The sequence below is a fragment of the Acinetobacter sp. yr461 genome (assembly GCF_900110445.1).
Taxonomy (GTDB): Bacteria; Pseudomonadota; Gammaproteobacteria; order Pseudomonadales; family Moraxellaceae; genus Acinetobacter; species Acinetobacter calcoaceticus.
In genome coordinates this window covers 209,353-225,277 of the sequence record NZ_FODU01000001.1, presented here as the reverse complement: position 1 = coordinate 225,277, position 15,925 = coordinate 209,353, and the positions used below count along the sequence as shown (strand labels likewise).

General features: G+C 39.9%; 14 protein-coding genes. 7 read left to right on the top strand and 7 right to left on the bottom strand.

All coding sequences use genetic code 11. The features are described 5' to 3' along the window. The first annotated feature begins 46 nt into the window (after positions 1-46). A complete protein-coding gene (locus tag BMW38_RS01050) occupies positions 47-160 on the top strand; it encodes a hypothetical protein (RefSeq protein ID WP_080547582.1) in 114 nt (37 codons plus the stop codon). 107 nt (positions 161-267) lie between these two features. Here BMW38_RS01050 and BMW38_RS01045 read toward each other — a convergent pair whose 3' ends face one another. Continuing rightward, positions 268-552, bottom strand: coding sequence for a GNAT family N-acetyltransferase (locus BMW38_RS01045; RefSeq protein WP_092705486.1), 285 nt, complete (start codon positions 550-552; stop codon positions 268-270). A gap of 261 nt (positions 553-813) precedes the next feature. Between BMW38_RS01045 and BMW38_RS01040 the strand changes: the two genes are divergently transcribed. Further along, positions 814-2,019, top strand: coding sequence for an MFS transporter (locus BMW38_RS01040; RefSeq protein WP_092705485.1), 1,206 nt, complete (start codon positions 814-816; stop codon positions 2,017-2,019). Here the strand turns inward: BMW38_RS01040 and BMW38_RS01035 are convergent. Further along, positions 1,997-2,887, bottom strand: coding sequence for a LysR family transcriptional regulator (locus BMW38_RS01035; RefSeq protein WP_092706080.1), 891 nt, complete (start codon positions 2,885-2,887; stop codon positions 1,997-1,999). The genes BMW38_RS01040 and BMW38_RS01035 overlap by 23 nt on opposite strands. 285 nt (positions 2,888-3,172) lie before the next feature. Here BMW38_RS01035 and BMW38_RS01030 point away from each other — a divergent pair, with 285 nt between their 5' ends. Then, entirely contained in the window at positions 3,173-3,649 is a 477-nt protein-coding gene (locus tag BMW38_RS01030) for a cyclophilin-like fold protein (RefSeq protein WP_092705484.1), read from the top strand. A 45-nt stretch (positions 3,650-3,694) separates the two neighbouring features. Next, on the top strand, positions 3,695-4,765 hold the full coding sequence (locus BMW38_RS01025; RefSeq protein WP_092705483.1) for an alpha/beta hydrolase: 1,071 nt from the start codon (positions 3,695-3,697) through the stop codon (positions 4,763-4,765). A gap of 46 nt (positions 4,766-4,811) precedes the next feature. On the opposite strand, the gene BMW38_RS01020 is transcribed toward BMW38_RS01025, so the two are convergent. Both BMW38_RS01020 and BMW38_RS01015 read right to left on the bottom strand, forming a co-directional pair. Continuing rightward, on the bottom strand, positions 4,812-5,771 hold the full coding sequence (locus BMW38_RS01020; RefSeq protein WP_092705482.1) for a response regulator transcription factor: 960 nt from the start codon (positions 5,769-5,771) through the stop codon (positions 4,812-4,814). After that, positions 5,768-9,232 carry a hybrid sensor histidine kinase/response regulator gene (locus BMW38_RS01015; RefSeq protein ID WP_092706078.1) on the bottom strand — a complete coding sequence of 1,155 codons (3,465 nt, stop codon included), beginning with the start codon at positions 9,230-9,232 and terminating at the stop codon, positions 5,768-5,770. Before BMW38_RS01015 ends, BMW38_RS01020 begins: the two co-directional genes overlap by 4 nt. 196 nt (positions 9,233-9,428) lie before the next feature. Between BMW38_RS01015 and BMW38_RS01010 the strand changes: the two genes are divergently transcribed. Beyond that, positions 9,429-11,045 carry a purine-cytosine permease family protein gene (locus BMW38_RS01010; RefSeq protein ID WP_213031074.1) on the top strand — a complete coding sequence of 539 codons (1,617 nt, stop codon included), beginning with the start codon at positions 9,429-9,431 and terminating at the stop codon, positions 11,043-11,045. Between the two features lie 58 nt (positions 11,046-11,103). Here BMW38_RS01010 and BMW38_RS01005 read toward each other — a convergent pair whose 3' ends face one another. Continuing rightward, the gene (locus BMW38_RS01005; RefSeq protein ID WP_000376211.1) at positions 11,104-11,559 is read right to left on the bottom strand and encodes an Lrp/AsnC family transcriptional regulator; all 456 of its coding nucleotides are present in this window, start codon (positions 11,557-11,559) and stop codon (positions 11,104-11,106) included. A gap of 156 nt (positions 11,560-11,715) precedes the next feature. Between BMW38_RS01005 and BMW38_RS01000 the strand changes: the two genes are divergently transcribed. Further along, positions 11,716-12,327, top strand: a complete 612-nt coding sequence (locus BMW38_RS01000) for a LysE family translocator (RefSeq protein WP_004642439.1) — start codon at positions 11,716-11,718, stop codon at positions 12,325-12,327. Positions 12,328-12,403: 76 nt separating this feature from the next. Here BMW38_RS01000 and umuD read toward each other — a convergent pair whose 3' ends face one another. Further along, positions 12,404-13,015, bottom strand: coding sequence for a LexA family protein (umuD, locus tag BMW38_RS00995; protein WP_005041445.1), 612 nt, complete (start codon positions 13,013-13,015; stop codon positions 12,404-12,406). Between the two features lie 286 nt (positions 13,016-13,301). Here umuD and BMW38_RS00990 point away from each other — a divergent pair, with 286 nt between their 5' ends. Then, complete coding sequence (locus tag BMW38_RS00990; RefSeq protein ID WP_092705480.1) at positions 13,302-13,535, top strand: hypothetical protein; 234 nt, start codon at positions 13,302-13,304, stop codon at positions 13,533-13,535. A 197-nt stretch (positions 13,536-13,732) separates the two neighbouring features. On the opposite strand, the gene katE is transcribed toward BMW38_RS00990, so the two are convergent. Next, a complete protein-coding gene (gene katE / locus BMW38_RS00985; protein ID WP_092705479.1) occupies positions 13,733-15,877 on the bottom strand; it encodes a catalase HPII in 2,145 nt (714 codons plus the stop codon). Positions 15,878-15,925 lie beyond the last annotated feature (48 nt).

Below are 15,925 nucleotides of genomic sequence, written 5' to 3'. Positions count from 1 at the left end.
ATATTAAAACGTTATAAATATTTAGCTCTAGTCAGCGATCAAATATTTGTGTACCGAGTTTATTTTTTTCCCAATTGGTCTAAAACTATTTTTATTAGATAAGCTTTTCTATAAGTTTGATAAATTCGATTTGGCAATCGAAAGCATTCAAATCAGTTGAATACAACCGCTTAAAACATGTTCATCACAGCCCATATATAATAAAAGCCAATAAAAAAAATCGGACATCAACGCCCGATTTCCATGAAACAACTTTCAGTCTATTGCTTATTTTCTAAGGACATCGCCAATGCTTGGATCTTTATCAAATACCGATTTTGCATAAGGGCAAAGCGGAATCACTTTTACATCTTTCTCACGAACAAAAGCAACTAAAGCATCAAGTAATTGTCGACCTACACCTTGTCCCCGATAATTTTCATTTACATCTGTGGCATCAATAATCAGCATGCCTTCGCCTGCCCATGTATAAGTCATTTCACCTGCAATGGTTTCACCATCAAGTAAACTAAAGCTACCGTGTTTTGTATCATCTTTTTGTTGAATATTCACAATAAATTCCTCTTCTTACGACTCATATTTATTTAAAAATGACTTTGTATATCTTGAACTATAAGAACAAATCTAAGTGTAAAAAAATAGCCTGTTTTTAGCAGCGAGTCTGTATGCTTTTTAAAGACAATTCATGCATAAAACTCATAATTCTATTCGTAATTCTAGGCCTAATCCTTTCAAACCCTTGCTGATAAGCTCTGCAACCAGATTTGTTCATTTCTTTTATGAACATTTAACGGTTTTAAAAGTCGGAATTTTATGTCTTCTTTCCATCAAATTGAGCAAGATACACATGAAAATAGCACACCTGCATGGGGTGCTGTATTTGTAATGTCACTATGCTGTGCAGTATTAATTGCCTCAGAATTCATGCCCGTAAGTTTACTCACACCAATCTCTTCAGATTTAAATATGAGTGAAGGCCAAGTAGGTCAGGCGATCGCAATTTCAGGCATTTTTGCTGTGGTAACCAGCTTAACTATTAGCCGTGTATTTAAGACATGGGATCGCCGTCATATCATGCTGTTACTTACCCTACTCATGATCGTTTCTGGCATGCTGATTACATTTGCTCACTCTGCTGCGTTATTCATGGTGGGTCGTGCAATTTTAGGTGTAGTGATTGGTGGTTTTTGGGCCATGTCGACTTCGATTGTGATGAGACTTGTACCTCCTTTAGCTGTACCCAAAGCACTTGGTCTATTAAATGGAGGCAATGCTTTAGCAACCACAATTGCTGCACCTTTAGGAAGTTTTTTAGGTTCAATTATTGGCTGGCGCGGTGCGTTCTTCTGTATCGTTCCTATCGCGATTATTGCACTTATTTGGCAATTTAAAAGCATGCCCGCTCTTCCAGCAGTTATATCTAGCGAGAAGTCAAAAAATCCATTTGAATTACTGAAACGTCCGATTGTGTTTTATGGCATGACAGGGATTTTATTGCTATTTATGGGGCAATTTGCGCTATTTACCTACTTACGCCCATTTCTAGAAACCGTCAGTCATGTCGATGCGGCCATGTTATCCATTTTATTACTCATATTAGGTATCGCGGGTTTAGTTGGCACATTCGTGATTAGTTTTATTCTTCATCAACATGTCTATCGCTACCTCATCCTTATTCCTTTAATGATGGCAAGCATTGCTTATGCCTTCGTGCTTGGTGGTCAGCACTTGTGGTTGGTCGCAATATTAATGGGATTATGGGGATTCATTGGAACTTCGGCACCAGTCGCATGGAACACATGGCTTGCACAGACGTTGCATCAAGATACTGAGGTTGGTGGCGGTTTGATGGTTGCGATTATCCAATTTGCAATTACTTTAGGTGCAACTTTAGGCGGCTTGTTATATGACTCACAAGGCTATAGTGCTACGTTTTATATGAGCGCCATTGTGCTGTTATTCGGTGCTATTACTGCTTTTATTACTTGGCGAAGTGCTACTCACGCAACACATCAATAACCAACCTTAACGCAGGCGAAAGCTGTCTACGATGTGGATAGTACAGGTGGTATCCGGGAAACTGGATACTGTACTCTTCCAATACTTGCACAAGTTTGCCTTGATCTAGATCTTGCTGGATCAGTTCTTGCGGAATGTAAGCCAATCCAAATCCAGCTCTAACTGCCTCGACAATATCGTAGCTTTCATTAAATATCCATTGTCCCTGAATTTTAACTTTTGTTTCTTGTCCATCCTTCAAAAATTCCCAAGCATACACACTGCCTTGGGTGGTTAAACGAAAGCCAATACATTGATGATTGACCAGATCTTTGGGGGTTGCAGGAATTCCATATTTCTCAAAATATTGTGGCGTTGCAATCACCGCCATTTTGACATCTGCGCTAATACGTACCGCAATCATGCCATCTGCTACACGACTTCCAAAGCGAACTCCTGCATCAAATCGTTCCGCAACAATATCCACCATACCGCTATTGGCAGCTAGCTCAACTTGTACATCAGGATAATCACCAGCAATCTTTTCAAGTTTTGGAATCAGCACTTCCCGTATTGCATGGCTACTGGCATTAATACGAACCGTACCAGCGGGCTGATCCCGAAATGATGTTAAAAGTGATAATTCATTATCAATCTGGTCAAAGCTGGCGCTAATGGTTTGCTTTAACCTTTCACCCGCGGCTGTCGGCGAAACGCTTCGTGTGGTTCGGGTCAGAAGTAGCATCCCTAAACGTTCTTCTAAGCCGCGAATGGTATGGCTTAGCGCAGACTGCGAAATTCCCATTTTTCCTGCGGCCTTCGTAAAACTCCCTTCTCGAGCCACCATTAAAAAAGCATAAAGATCATTATAGTTTTCTTTGTTTATCATCTGCTTTTCTCTCTTTTCACGGTTTAGTTTAATTATAAATGATAAAACCATTCATGAATATTGCTCATAAGTCCATGTTTGTTTTTTAGGCTAATTATTATAAAGAAGATTCATTAAACTCTATATCAAGCAGTGAGCATCAAGATTTAGATGAGCTCAAGCATAAAAAGTGCCTGATTTTATTATTATCAAAAATTAATAAATTTAGCTCATACCTTTACGCTAGAAATTGAATAACTTCTCTGCATTTAAGTGCGTTCTCTTAAAGAAATAAGGTTCTTCGATATGGCTAATCAGAAGTTTTTTCTCGCTTTACTCAGCATCTTTTTCTCGTTTTCAGCCATATCTATCTCTTATGCCTCAAGGCCTACGGGCAACAATCAACAAAGGTTATCGATGATAAAAATCCGTATTGATATTGAGGGATCAAAGCAATCGCTATTTGCAACATTACCCATGACACCGACTGTTCAAGATTTTGCCAAGCAGCTTCCGTTGACATTAACCCTTAAAGATTATGACTCTACTGAAAAAATAGCCGACTTACCCACCAAGCTAACTACACAGAATGCACCCAATGGCTATGCAGGAAAAGCTGGTGATCTTACCTATTACGCCCCTTGGGGTAATCTGGCTTTTTTCTATAAAGACTCAACTGTTGGCTACGCAAATGGTCTTATTTTGCTTGGGAAACTTGAGGCTATTCCCCAAGAGTTCAAGCAAAAACAACCCATCAAAATTTCAATTTCCCAAATGAAATAAGCATGAGCAAATTCACCCATTCAAATTATTTAAATTGAGGTATCCATGACTACATCTCCCTTGTTTAAAAAGCTTAAAACCCATACGGCGGCTGCGATTTGCGCTGCAACAATTGGTTTATTCTCCTCAACTTCAGCTATGGCAGCAGACATGTCTAATGGCGCAAATAATTTTTATCAAAGCCAGCAAGTGACTATTCAGAAAGTCACTTTTAAAAATCAATACAACATGGATATAGTCGGTAATCTGGTTATCCCCAAAAACTTAAATAAAAAACTAAAAGTCCCCGCTATTGTAATTGGTCACCCAATGGGAGCCGTGAAAGAACAAAGCTCTATGCTTTATGCACAGAAATTGGCTGAACAAGGTTTTGTAACATTGGCAATTGATCAATCATTTTGGGGTGAAAGCGCAGGCCAACCCAGAAATGTAGTTGCACCTGACATTTACGCAGAAGCATTTAGTGCGGCTGTAGATTATTTAGGAACGCAATCTTTAATTAACCGTGAACGTATTGGGGTGCTCGGAATTTGCGGAAGTGGAAGTTTCGTTATTAGCGCAGCAAAAATTGACCCTCGTATGAAGGCCATTGCCACTGTCAGCATGTATGATATGGGAGCTGCAAACCGTAATGGCTTACGTCACTCACAAACCTTAGAGCAAAGAAAGCAAATTATTGCTGAAGCGGCTGCGCAACGTTATGTCGAGTTCACAGGCGGTGAAAAAAAATATACCAGCGGCACTACACATGAGTTAACGGCAGATACACATCCGATCCAACGTGAATTTTATGACTTTTATCGTACCCCACGCGGAGAATATACGCCGAAAAGTTCATCAAAAGAGCTTACAACCCACCCAACACTGACAAGTAATGTCAAATTTTTAAACTTCTATCCATTTAACGATATCGAAACCATCTCACCACGCCCAATGCTATTTATTACAGGTGATCAGGCTCATTCAAAAGAGTTTAGTGAAGAAGCTTATAAACTCGCAGGCCAACCTAAAGAACTTTACTATGTTAAAGGTGCGGGACATGTTGATTTATATGATCGAGTCAATCTTATTCCATTTGATAAATTGACCAGTTTCTTTAAACAAAACTTAAAGTAATAGTGATGATAGAGGCTCCACGGGGTCTCTATTTTTTAAAATTTATTTAATGAAACTCTTGCACCAGACTATTAATATGCGCTACTGCCGCAGTTCGATTTTCAACACAAAGCTTTTCAAAAACATGTTCTAAATGTTTGTTTACCGTCCGCGGGCTCAGCTCCAAAATTTCCGCAATATCTTTATTGGTTTTACCTAACAATAACCAGTGCATGACTTCTGCTTCACGCTGAGTCAACTGTGGGCAATATTTTAAAATGTCAGCGACGTCTAATGCAGGCGTAGAGGTCTTGATCTGTATAAGATAATTTTTCGCCACACTTGTGCCAGATTGCCACGGCGTTAATAGTAAAAGCTGTAATTGCTGAGATGGCGTTGAATAAGAACAGCTGGTTAATTTTTTTGGGTCTTTTTCATGTTCTAAGTCTGAAAACCAAGCTTTTAAACCTGCCTCAAAACCCTCAATTTCCGGCAAATATTGATTCAATAAATCACTGGCTTTTTGGGTTTTCCAAACAATTTTACCTTGAACGTCTAGAGCAAGAATGGCCGTCTCTGTTGCGTCAATCACCTGTTTTTGTTGCTGCAATAGTTTGGCATGCGCCAAATGCGTTTTCACTCTTGCCAGTACTTCTTCAATATTCAGTGGCTTTGTTACGTAGTCCACCCCACCGACCTGAAAACCACGCACAATATGCTCTGTTTCCGACAAACCTGTCATAAAAATGACGGGAATAAACTGAGTAATTGGGCTTGCTTTAAGCTGTATACAACTTTCAAAACCGTCCATATGTGGCATATTGCCATCGAGCAAAATCATATCCGGTAAGCATCGATGTGCGATTTCAATGGCACTTAAACCATCGGTTGTGACAAGCACGCGATAACCTGCCTGATCCAGACTTTCATGTAACAAGCCCAAATTTTCCGGTACATCATCCACAATCAGAATAACAGCCTGCTCAGTTGTTGAAGCCTGCTGAAAAGAAACATGTTGCGTACTCATTGCTTATCCTGAATTAATCGTTGGGCATGTTTTAAATCAAACTTTTGAATAGCTTGCTCAAGCTGTTCCCATAACTCGTCATGCTCCGGAAAATCTTGACGACAATGCGTTAAAGCATGTTGAATGCCTCGAATATAGCCTTGTCCAATCAATTCATCTAGTTGCTGCAAGGCTTGAGTTAAATCTTGTGGGCCATTGTTTTCTGGTTGTCTTGTTGGTGTATGAACAGCGGTTTGTTCTTGCTTATACGTCTTTACATCAAGTGCTTGAACCTCATTATTTTCAATTAGTGCCTCTGATTTAGAATCAGCCCACACCAGCCCTAACTTGTCTCCAATTTTACTCAGCAACAAATTGAGATCGATTGGTTTTAGCATAAAGTCTTCACTTAAAACCGCATCTTGTGGATTGACCTCACGTTCGCCTGCATTGGCCGAAATAATTAAGATCGGCACATTGGTAATATTATTTTGACGTAATAACCGCGCAGTTTCCCAGCCACCCATCAAAGGCATATTCAAATCCATTAAAATCAGGTTAGGCTGAAAAATAGGAACACGTCTTAAACAATCAATGCCTGACTCGGTTTCTTCAATAATAAATCCTAAAGGTTTTAGAAAATTAGCGACTAAACCTCGATCCACAGCTTCATTATCGACAACTAAAATTCGTTTTCGCTCACCTTGATAGCCCGTAATCTGGTTGGAATAAACGTTAGAAATTGGATGAACCACCTCTTTTGAAGGCAAATAAAACTTAATTTTAAACTGTGAACCTTGATTGAGTTGGCTACTCACAGACAGCTGCCCGCCAAGTAAATCGACCAATAATTTTACAATCGGTAGGCCTAGCCCTGTTCCGGTAAATCCGCCTTGAACCACATTACTGCCTCGTTCAAACGGATTAAATATCCGCTCTAAATCCGCTTCGGCAATGCCGCAACCTGTATCTCTAATTTCAAAATAAGCCGTTTGAAAACGGTACTCGACTTTCAAGGTTATTGTGCCACTCGTTGTAAACTTCAAAGCATTGCCCAATAAATTGATGAGCACTTGCTCTAAGCGCTTTTTGTCGGTACGAACATAGTGCGGAAGGTTATCTCCAATTTCATAAATAAACTGTAAATTCTTCTGTTCAAACTGCGGCTGAAACATTTGAATAATCTGTTCTATAAAATTGGGGAAGTGAACATCCACCACATTTAAAGAAATTTTGCCTGTCTCAATTCGTGCTAAATCCAGTAACCCGTCAATCAGTGACGTCAAATGCTGCCCACTACGGCTAATTACCCCAAGCGCCATTTTGCCTTGTTCCGAAAGCTGCTCTTGTTTTTGAAGTAATTGGCTATAGCCCAAAATACTATTTAGGGGTGTTCGTAGTTCGTGACTAATTCCAATGACATAACGGCTTTTTGCATCATTTGCCCGTTCTGCTGAAATTCTGGCATCTTGCAAGTCTTTTGAAGTGACTTCATGCGCAGCAATTTCATCAATCAATAAGGCTGTTTGTTGATGTGTTTCAATTTCAGCATTACGGCGGCTTTCATCGTTTAGCACTAACCACCATGCCGCAACGCTCATTAATAAAAACAAGATGGTGTAAATTTTGACAAATAGCGTAAATAGCTGAGGAACTCCTTCAGCATTAATCATTTCCAGATATGCTTTTTCTTGGATATAAACCAGACTCAAACTCACGGCCAAAACAATAGACAGCCCTAAAGTCAGTAGTAAATATAAACTGACCCGACTGTTTAAACGACTGGCCCAACGCTCAGGTAAATAATGCCAGATAGCTTTTTTAAGCTGTACTGACCAACGTGCATCGGGTTTACATAAATCGTGACAACGTGCTTCAAGTGAACAGCATAATGAGCAAATCGTACCGTTATAGGCTGGACAGCCTGCCATATCAGCGAGTTCATAATCCCGTTCACAAACCACACAATTCGCAACTGACGTCGCCTGAATTTTTTCAGGCTGGCGTGCAATGTAATATTTGCCTTTGGTTAAGTAAGCAATGATAGGAACACATAACATCGCACTTCCCAGCGCAATAAAACTCGCCAAGCCTTTCGCCATTAATCCGAAAAAGCCCAAATAGCTAAGCATCGATAGCACTGAAGCAATCAGTAAGGCACCCACACCTACAGGGTTAATGTCATATAAATAAGCACGGCGAAATTCAATTCCCTTCGGGCTTAAACCCAAAGGTTTACAAATAATTAAATCAGCAACAACAGCGCCAATCCATGCCAAAGCGATATTGCTATATAGTCCCAAAATGCGCTCGACCGCATGGCTAATGCCCATTTCCATTAAAACAATGGCAATGAAAACGTTAAAAAGAAGCCAGACAATTCGCCCAGGATGGCTATGGGTCAAACGGGCAAAAAAGTTTGACCATGCCAATGAACCAGCATAGGCATTGGTCATATTAATTTTAATTTGTGCCAAGCAAACAAGTGCCAGAGTGAAGATTAAAGCAAGCTGCGGATTTGGAATAAATTGTTGATAGGCAACCCAATACAGATACGTCGGATTGTCTAGTTCAGAGACTGGAATCAAAAGCTGAAAAGCCAAAACCATCAGCAACATGCCCATCAAAACTTTGAGAAAACCAAAAATAATCCAAGATGGACCACCTAAAAAAACAGCAAAACGCCACGCAGTTCTATTTTTTTCCTGTTGTGGTAAAAAGCGTAAATAGTCAGCTTGCTCACCAATTTGGATCACAAATGAAAAAATAAGGGTGCACGCCGCACCAAAGTAATACAGATTAAAATCGGTCGAGTTTGAAACCGCACCAACAAAATGCAGACTACTACTTAAAATTTGTGGCTGTTTCCAAAGTACAAAAAACCACGGTAACAACAGCAACAAGAGCCAGATTGGCTGAGTGATTGCCTGAACTTTATTAATAAAACCAATACCTTTGACCACTAAAGGCAAAATCACCAATGCAGAAATTAAGTAACCAACAACTTGTGGAATGCCAAGGGCAAGCTCAAGTGCCATCGCCATAATTGCGGCTTCAAATGCAAGTAAAATAAAGGTAAAGCTGGCATAAATCAGAGAAGTAATGGTCGAGCCAATATAGCCAAAACCTGCACCACGGGTGAGCAAATCGACATCTACATTATATTTTGCAGCGTAGTAACTAATCGGCCAACTGGTTAAAAATATGATGGTACATACGACTATTGCCGCCCACAGCGCATTGCTAAAGCCATACTGCCAAAGCATGGTCGCCCCGATGGCTTCCATAGCCAAGAAGCTAACTGTCGAAATTGCGGTATTGGTAACGGTCCAAGGCGACCATTTACGTACTGATGTGGGCGCATAACGGAGCGCATAATCTTCGATACTTTCATCTGCCACCCAAATATTATATTCACGGCGCGTTTTGATCACACGTTGTGGCGCTTGTTGGGGGCGTGAAGAATCTGGCATAACACTCATGTTTGGCATGTGGCTGGTATTAAACCCAGCAATCCTTATGCCAAAAGTCATTTATCATGGCGATTTTCTCGAATACGCACATATACGCAAAATAACGTATTTCCAATTTTCATCAAAAATCACACACTCAAATTCATCAAAAAACAATGATCAATATTTGTGTTGATTGACCGAAAACGATTGGGAGATTGATGTTATGAGTGTATCTGAACATCCAAATCTGGACACTGTGCAAGGTACAGATTCACAAAAAGCAGTGAATGAAACCTTAGAAGATTATACTTTACGTTATGCTCCACATAGCTTTCGGCGCTGGAGTCCCAAAGTTGTCGCTATTACTGCACTTGGCGGTATTGCCTATCTTGCTGACTTTTCTATTGGCGCCAGTATTGGTATGTCTTATGGAACAACCAATGCGGTTTTCTCCATTTTATTTGCAGCAATTATTATCTTCTTAACTGGTATTCCTCTTGCCTACTATGCAGCACGTTATAACATCGACCTCGACTTGATTACCCGTGGCGCAGGTTTCGGTTACATCGGATCGGTCCTCACCAGTATCATTTTCGCCAGTTTCACATTTATTTTCTTTGCCCTTGAAGGTTCAATCATGGCGCAAGGGTTATTACTCGGTTTAGGTATTCCGCTTTGGGCAGGTTACCTCATCTCGACCGTTATGGTGATTCCGTTGGTGATTTACGGCATGAAAGCCTTGAGTAAATTACAAGTATGGACAACTCCCCTTTGGCTCATTCTCATGATTGGTCCTGTGGCCTATCTGATTTACCAAGAACCCACCTTAGTCAGCCAGTTTGCTACTTTTACAGGTAAAGAAGGTTTTGCGACTGTAGACATGGCAGCGATCATGTTAGGTGCTGGTATTTGTTTATCGCTAATCATGCAAATTGGTGAGCAAATTGACTATTTACGTTTCATGCCTGCTAAAACAAAAGAAAATAGCAAAGCATGGTGGGCTGCTGTGATTTCAGCAGGTCCAGGTTGGGTAATTTTAGGGGCAATCAAACAAATTATTGGGGCATTTTTAGGTTTCTACTTATTAACAAAATTACCGGGTGTAAACAGTACTGAACCTGTTCAACAATTTAATGCAGCGTTTCATGACATGCTTCCGGGCTGGGCTGCTCTAACACTTGCGGTTATTTTGGTGGTCATTTCTCAAATTAAAATTAACGTAACCAATGCTTACTCTGGTTCCCTTGCTTGGACAAGTGCCTACACTCGTATTAGTAAACATTATCCAGGTCGTATTGTCTTTGTAATGGTGAACTTGGCAATTGCCCTTGCGTTAATGGAAGGCAACATGTTTGCAGTACTGGGTAAAATCTTAGGGTTCTATTCAAACTTTGCAATTGCGTGGGTTGTGGTTGTTGCAACAGATATTTCAATCAACAAATATGTTTTAAAGCTTTCACCAAAAGAACCGGAATACCGCCGTGACATGTTATACAACGTAAACCCTGTCGGTATGGTTGCTTTCCTTGTATCAGCAGGCTTATCGATTGCAGCATTCTTCGGATTACTTGGTAGTTTCTTGGCTCCATACTCACCACTTATCGCGCTTGTACTTGCCTTTGTATTAACACCAATCATGGGTTTATTAACCAAAGGAAAATACTACATCAAGTCACATGATGACGGCATTAAAGAACCACGTTTTGATGCCGAAGGTACACCAGTTGCAACAGTTTACCACTGCCGTGTATGTGAAGAAGGTTACGAGCGTCCAGATATTATGTACTCTCACAAACATAACGGTACGATCTGCTCTTTGTGTAAAACACTTGATACCTAAATATCCTTAAGACTAAAAAAGAAGCTTTTTAAAGCTTCTTTTTTTATCCCTAAAGATTTTAGCCAATCGGAAATAAACGTTCAGGCACGACATCTTTCATCACAATGGTTGAGATGAGCCGCTGTACGCTCGGAATAGCCGATAACTTTTCATCATATAGCCGTTGAAAAGCGGGTAAATCTTTTGCAACCACATGTAGCAAATAATCTGGCTCACCAAATAAACGTTGGGCTTGAATGATTTGCGGAATATCAATCACGGCATTTTCAAACTTCTCGACTGCTTGCTTATCACCTTCTTTAAGCGTAATAAAAACAATCGCTGAAAATTCAAATCCAACCAAATTGGGGTCGAGTTCTGCACGATAGCCTTTGATGGCTCCTGACTCTTCTAAAGCCTTCACTCGCCTATGACATGGTGAAATGCTTAAGCCTACTTTTTCTGCCAATTCAGTAATAGATAATCGGCCATTTAACTGCAATTCAGCAAGAATCTTTTTATCTGTGCGATCCATTTAGAAAAATTTACCCCAAATGAGTGTGATATGAGCAAACATTTAAAAGCACATTCTAAATACATGAGCATATTATTTTCAACAAGTTCGAATGAATAGAAATTTTTTCTAAACCACGAGCGAAACCTTTGGAAAATAGTTTGCCGAGATAAGCATATGGCTTTTAACATTTTTATCGCATTTTGGAGTGTCTCCATTCTTTTTATTATTACCCCAGGGGCAGACTGGGCGTATGCCATCTCGGCAGGAATTAAAGGCAAAGTCGTCGTACCCGCTGTTGCAGGTATGCTATGTGGGCACTTTATTACGATTTTATTGGTCGCGGCTGGTGTTGGTCTGCTTGTAGCAAATAACCCGACGGCTCTGATGATTCTTACTGTTGCGGGTTCTGCTTATTTGTTATGGATGGGAATAAATTTATTACTTACCCCTCCTACTCCAAATCAGTCTGAGTCTGAAAAAGCTCAATCATGGTTAAGCTGGGCAACAAAAGGCGTTTATGTGAGTGGCTTAAACCCGAAAGTTTTTCTACTCTTTTTAGCCTTGCTTCCTCAATTTATTGACACCACCGCATCATGGACGGTGACTACGCAAATTGTTGCTTTTGGGGTTGTCCACATGATTAGCTGCGCGATTATTTACTTAATGGTAGGTTACGGTTCACAAGCTATTCTAAAAAGCAGACCACAGGCAGCACGCTTAGTCGGACGGTTTTCAGGTGGTCTTATGGTAATTATCGCCACATGTCTATTGATTGGGCAAATTTAAAAATATTACTTAGCTTAGAGTTACTGGTCCCTACCTCAGATCAGTAACTAAAACCATAAAATATGAAAGCAACGCCTTATCTCATTCGTTTGAGGTTATAAGTCACGACTCCCCAAATGACCAGTTCTTGCCCCTCTTCAATATAAATATTCTGATAATCGGAGTTTTCTGCTTTTAGCCAAATTTTAGGTGGGTGGTAATTATTATCAATCATTAAGCGTTTAACGGTAAAATCATTGTCAATAAGCGCAATTACGATATCCCCAGATTTAGCGGGAAGACTACGGTCCACAATAAGTGGATCATCAATATCAATTCCAGCGTCTAACATTGACAAAGAATTGGCTTTGACAATAAATGTAGCATTTTCATTTCGAATTAAATATTCATTTAAATCGAGTGCTTGCTCAATATCATCTTGCGCTGGCGAAGGAAAACCCGCAGCAACACGTTCAGTAGCTAAAGGAATATGGTAAATTTTATCGTTGTTTGCATGGACCTGTTGAACCTTCAATTTTGAGCTAAAATCTGTCCGGTTGTCGGTTTTGACATTATTCAGTAACCAATTTTTGATAAAGTTCACTTGAGACTCAGGAACACGAATCACTTTTGTGGGTTCATTGAACTGTGCTTTACGACCAGCATTTTCACGGGCACCGCCATGCTCAAACTCGTTTTTCTTTGACATCTCGCCTCCATTTCACCGTTCAAATCCTACACAGACAATGTAACTTGAAAAAGTTACATTTTCAAGTTGACGAAATATTTTTTTTGCATAACAATAAATCCCATGATCAGATTTTAATCCATTTTGCTTTTAACAGGGATGTTTAAATCAAAATGGCAATTTGAAGAAAATCAAAACCTATTATGGGATAGTCCTGATTACTGACTGTTTTATGATTTTTATCAAATGAGATTCTGAGCACTTAACATTCTGGTTAAATTCAGTTTTTGGTATGGAGACATGCGAAATGAAAAATCAACGTGATGCAGTTTTAGGTTATGCAAATGAGCAACATGCCTACTATATTCGCCTGATTGAAAATGATGCCGTATTAGGCGAAAGCTATGGAATTTTCTGTGAAAATCCGGAAAGTGAAGCAGCGGAAAGTATTATGACGACGTTATTTTTAAAAAAATCTTTTTGGTTAAACGGTTCTGAGTACATTGATATTGTAAAAGGACTACAACTGCTCCCACAGTAAAGTAAATATAAATTAAAAAACAAAGGAGGCAAAAGCCTCCTTTGTTTTTAGAGCGCGATGCTTAAGACGTAAAACGTCCAGAAGCATCACATTTTTGATTACGAGAGTTCCGACCACGGCCATCCTCATCGTCGTCACGACTGCGGCCACGATATAAAAAAGCCCTGAGAGCTTAATCACTTTCAGGGCTTTTCTTTTTAAGCAGGAACGTGCTGAGCTATTTGCTCTCGAGACCAAACACGGTGGGCTTTAAGCAAGTTTTTAAGCTTCTCTGAAATATGCTTAAATTCACCTTCTATTAGTGTTCCTTCATCTGCAACCAAATTAAGTGGGTCTAGTAGGTCAGATTTATTACCTAAAAAAACGACTGGTTTTAAATGTTTATAGGCTTCTAATATGTAATGACGAGTTACCCCATCTTGTATCACCGTATTTAAATTATCGCCATCGGGAATAATCACCGCATCATAAGCAATGGATGGTTCTGCCATTTGCATACCATCAGCTGCAATAACTTTGTCTTGATGATCTTTAACTGGTGCTAGATTCGGTGCCAATAAATGCACAATAGCCCCTTCCTTAATTGCCCAGTTTTTAATCGTTTCTAATGCATCAGACTTCACCAGATTATGGATGAGTACGGCTATTTTTCGACCTTTAATATCGGCTGGCGGGAAAGCGAGCATGGATAACTTAGCCGATTTTTCAACGGCTTGAGGCTTAAAATCGAGGCTAAGATCAGGTACTTCTATACCTAAATTTTCACCCACTTGACGTGCTAAATCGAGGTCGATATTAGCCAAAATTTGTTGGACCTGACGTTCACGAATATATTTTCTTTTTACCTTACTGAGTTCAAAGCTATACGCATCGACCACATGTTTTTGCTCATGAGGTGCAAGGCTCTTGTAGTAAAGACGAGGCTGAGAAAAATGATCTGAAAAAGATTCACTTCTTTCACGAATCTTTTGACCACTCACTCTTTCATAGTAACTTTCAAATCCACCATTTTCTGCCGCCGGAGGTGTCTCAACTGGCCAGTTCCCATCAATTGAATTTGGTTGATAAGAAGCTTGCCCTTTATGAATGGTATGTTGATGGATACCATCGCGTTGATTGTTATGGAATGGGCATACAGGTTTATTAATCGGTATTTGATGGAAATTCGGTCCGCCTAAACGACTTAACTGTGTATCGGTATATGAAAATAGTCGTGCCTGTAAGAGTGGATCATTCGTAAAATCAATACCCGGAACAATATGCCCCGGACAGAAAGCAACCTGCTCTGTTTCAGCAAAGAAATTATCAACATTTCGATTTAAAACAAAACGGCCAATAGGTGTGACAGGAACTAATTCTTCAGGAATAATTTTTGTTGGGTCAAGTAAGTCGAAATCGAACTTCATTTCATCTTCTTCTGCAACAATTTGCACCCCTAATTCCCATTCAGGATATACGCCTTGCTCAATGGCTTCGTAAAGATCTCGACGATGGAAATCAGGATCTTTACCTGCAAGTTTTTGTGCCTCATCCCAAACCAGAGCGCTTAAGCCTTGTTTCGGGGTCCAGTGAAACTTGACAAAATGAGCTTTACCTTCAGCATTAATTAAACGGAAGGTGTGCACACCAAAGCCTTGAATTGAACGTAAATTACGAGGAATAGCACGATCAGACATCGCCCATATCACTGCATGTGCTGACTCTGGTACTAAAGACACAAAGTCCCAAAATGTATCATGGGCGCTCCCTCCAGTAGGCATTTCAGTATCTGGTTCAGGTTTTACCGCATGTACAAAATCAGGGAACTTAATACCATCTTGTACAAAGAAAACCGGAGCATTATTGCCGACCAAATCGAAGTTGCCTTCCTGTGTATAAAATTTGATAGCAAATCCACGAATATCACGAACGGTGTCAGCTGAACCACGTGGCCCTTGTACAGTCGAGAAACGTACAAAAACTGGCGTTTGAATAGATGAATCCGTCAAAAAACCAGCTTTTGTTAAGCGTTCATTGCCTTCATATGCCTGAAAATAACCATGAGCTCCTACGCCACGAGCATGCACAATACGCTCTGGAATTCGTTCATGGTCAAAATGGGTAATCTTTTCTCTTAAGATAAAATCTTCTAATAGTGTTGATCCACGGGTTCCTGCTTTTAGACTATTTTGGTTATCAGCAATTTTAACCCCCTGATTTGTGGTTAAAGCCTGATTTGTAGCATCATCTCTGACTGTGTCTAACTGTTCAGTTTTTTGAGTAGTATTGGCTTTATTTGCCTCATCAGCGCCAGCCATTTCACTTGTTTTATTTGTTAATTTACCATTATCAGTCATGTTCATTACCTATGTTTTAAAGTTAAACGTGGGGTGAAGTAAAAAAACTTAAAG